At 57.9% G+C, this 3,114-nt stretch carries 3 protein-coding genes and 1 pseudogene; 2 read left to right on the forward strand and 2 right to left on the reverse strand.

The features are described 5' to 3' along the window. A pseudogene (locus tag ABIB66_RS43345) lies at positions 1 to 135 on the reverse strand (dodecin family protein); the annotation flags it as partial. A 396-nt stretch (positions 136 to 531) separates the two neighbouring features. Beyond that, positions 532 to 654: a hypothetical protein gene (locus ABIB66_RS43350; RefSeq protein ID WP_275169710.1), complete on the reverse strand. Its 123-nt coding sequence runs from the start codon at positions 652 to 654 to the stop codon at positions 532 to 534. A gap of 309 nt (positions 655 to 963) precedes the next feature. On the opposite strand from ABIB66_RS43350, the gene ABIB66_RS43355 reads away from it, so the two are divergent. Further along, a complete protein-coding gene (locus ABIB66_RS43355; RefSeq protein WP_354212160.1) occupies positions 964 to 1,380 on the forward strand; it encodes an adenylate/guanylate cyclase domain-containing protein in 417 nt (138 codons plus the stop codon). Beyond that, complete coding sequence (locus tag ABIB66_RS43360; RefSeq protein ID WP_354212161.1) at positions 1,349 to 2,737, forward strand: tetratricopeptide repeat protein; 1,389 nt, start codon at positions 1,349 to 1,351, stop codon at positions 2,735 to 2,737. Before ABIB66_RS43355 ends, ABIB66_RS43360 begins: the two co-directional genes overlap by 32 nt. Positions 2,738 to 3,114: the final 377 nt, after the last annotated feature.

Genomic DNA, 3,114 nt, shown 5'->3' on the forward strand with positions numbered 1-3,114 from the left:
GCCTTCGAACTTGAACGAGACGTTGAGCTTGGTGCGATAGGCCTCGACTTTTCCCTTGTCGTCCAGTTGCATATCGAGCTTGACCACCTCTGCAATGCGAAGATCCCGGAGGGATTTAGCGGCTTGCTCGACCGCATTGGCAGCCGCCGGGACGAGATCCGGTCGAGGTGCCGGCCATCTTGCCGCAGTACGAAAAAATGCGCCGTGTCCGGACTGACGTCATTCAGGCGGAGGCACGAAAAAACGGACTGCGTTTCGATACGCACGTTACCGCCAAGACCGGCGCAAAAGTCGGCAACGAGCGTTCCTGAGCCGATCTGAGCTAGCTGAGCCAGTTCGCCGGACAGGAATTTGGATCGAAGGAGACTGAAGCTTGGCTCTGATGCAATGGTGGAGGTCTGCAACGGGCCAAAAGCACCGGTTTGGCGCGGATGCAAACTTCAACAGCGCGACGACAGATGAGACACTGTCATGAGATGGCCACTGGCGTATCCCGGGCGCGGTGTTTTCACCAGCCAGGGTCACAAGCGGTCATGGATCGGCTCCGGCGGCTTCGATGAGGTTCTTGGCCGCTTCGTACCGATTGGTCTTGGGATTTTCCATGATGCTGTTGAGAGATTTTGGTGTGTATTGCCCTGTCATACAAAAATGCATGATGACTTCCTCCTCTCGAGGAATGTTCGAAAATTAAGGGTTTGCTAACGCGACATGCCGCGACCATCCTAAGCGGGTTTCTTCGTTCGGGCCGCGGGGCGCGGCCGCGGTTGCAGATGTCAACGGCCTGCCAAATAGAGCTGATAGCTGGAGCTCCATGAGCGCGCGTCATGTCGGCCGTAGGGCAAACCGGACGCCGATCTAACTTGGCGTCTGCCGCAGCTTTTGACCCAGTTCGGACGTTGAGCCTAGCCGAAGAAGGTGCGGCATGCTTTGATCTGCGGAGCTGAACTCGTCTGAGGTTCCTACGTGACAAAGGAGCACCTGCAGCGTCGACTTGCGGCTATTCTGGCGGCGGACGTCGCCGGGTACAGTCGCTTGATGGGTTCAGATGAGGAAGGCACGCTGACCCAGATTAAATCGCTCAGGAAGAACCTTATTGATCCAACTATCACCGCCCATCGCGGACGGATGGTAAAAACCACGGGCGATGGCATGTTGGTCGAATTCGCAAGCGTGGTTGACGCCGCGAGGGGGACCGCTGAAATTCAGCGAGCCATGGCGGCGCAAAACATCAGTGTGCCGCAACACAAGCGGATCGAATTTCGTATCGGCATTCACGTTGGCGACATCATCATCGACGAGAACGACATTTTCGGCGACGGCGTCAATATCGCGGCCCGTCTCGAAGGGATTGCCGAACCGGGGGGCATGCGTTTCAGATGACGCGCAACGCCAAATTCGCGGCAAAGCCGGGCTGGCGTTCGACGAAATGGGTCTGCAGTCGCTGAAGAACATTGCCGAGCCGATGCTCACTTGGCGGCTCCTGATCGACGACAAGCTTTCGTCGATATCCAAGCACGCTGAGACCCCGCTAAGGCCTGACCTGCCCGATAAACCCTCGATCGCTGTGTTGCCGTTCCAGAATATGTCTGGAGATCCAGAACAGGAATATTTTGCCGATGGCATAGTCGAGGAGATCATTACCGCACTCTCCCGCTTCAAGTCGCTTTTCGTGATCGCCCGCAACTCGAGTTTCACCTACAAGGGCAAAGCTGTCGATATCAAACAGGTGGGGCGTGAACTTGGGGTCCGTTACGTCGTCGAGGGTAGTGTGCGCAAGGGGGCGGGGACGCTTCGCATCACAGGCCAGTTGATCGATGCGACGACGGGTGCACACCTCTGGGCGGATCGTTTCGAGGGTAGACTAGACAACGTCTTCGCTCTGCAGGACATGATCACCGAAGGCGTAGTCTCCGCTATTGAGCCGACCGTACAGAAGGCCGAGATCGAGCTAGCGTCGCGGCGTCGACCAGCCAACCTCAGTGCGTACGACCTCTGCCTCCGCGCGCAGCCACATTTCCACTCAATGACCCATGAAGGGCTCGCCGAAGCGCTCCGGCTGAGCGAACGCGCATTGGAGATCGACCCCAACTATGGGTTTGCCGCCCATCTGGCGGGTAGCTGCCACGCGCTCAGAATAGCGCAGGGTTGGGCCAATGACTTGAACCGCGAGATGGCGGAAACGACACGGCTTTTTTCGTTGGCGCTCAGTATCGACGAACATGATCCCGACTTCCTGGCCAGCGTCGGTTTTGTGACCTCTTATCTGACAGAGGACTTTCCCACTGCGGCGGAAATGGTGGACCGTGCGGTCGTTCTCAATCCGAATTCGGCTCTTGCATGGAACATGCGAGGGTATGCCTACCTGTTTGGGGGAAAGGCCGCGGAGGCCGTTCGAAGTTTTGAAAAGACGGTTCGCTTGAATCCGCTCGACCCTATGCTTTTCCTGGCGCTTGCGCCCATGGGAATTGCGTTGATCGAGCTTCGGCGCTTCGACGATGCGGTCGCTGTTGCGAGGAAAGCCGCTCGTCAAAACCAGACCTATGCGACGACCTATCGCTGCCTTGCATCGGCCTTGGCTCATCTGGAATGTGAGGCCGAAGTGAAGCAGGCGGTTGCCCACCTATTGGCGATCGAACCGAATTTTCGAGTTTCGGAATGCTTGAAACGTGGCGCCCAGTGGCACCGGCATAACCGTTTGACGATCGAGGGCATCCGCAAGGCGGGACTGCCGGAATGACTCACGTCGGGGGCTATCATCTCTTCCGAGCAGAACAAGTGGCTTTTTGGCCCTAAGCCGAAGAGCGGTTGAACACCTGTCACGTCGGCTGTCAGAGGCAAACCGGACGCCGGTCCCGCTTTTGAGTCCACCGCCGCGCCCAACTCAGACACAACAAAAAAGCCCCGGCATGCCGGGGCTTTGGTTTGCCAAGGTGGGGGCGATCAGTATCTGGCCGCGACCGGGGCGCCGTATCCACCGAAACGGTAATTCAACCGAAGCGTGAGCATGTCCACATCCTGGCTGATCCCACCGCCGGTGAGGACAAACCCTCCAGGAGTAACCACGCCTGCGAAGCCGGCGTTGTCACGCCCCATCCAGAGATGGTCGTATTCGAT

Source organism: Bradyrhizobium sp. F1.13.3, from assembly GCF_040548265.1.
GTDB lineage: Bacteria > Pseudomonadota > Alphaproteobacteria > Rhizobiales > Xanthobacteraceae > Bradyrhizobium.

Excerpts from the sequence above, each read along its gene's own strand:
- ABIB66_RS43350 (WP_275169710.1), bottom strand. The coding sequence starts at position 654 with ATGCATTTTTGTATGACAGGGCAATACACACCAAAATCTCTCAACAGC.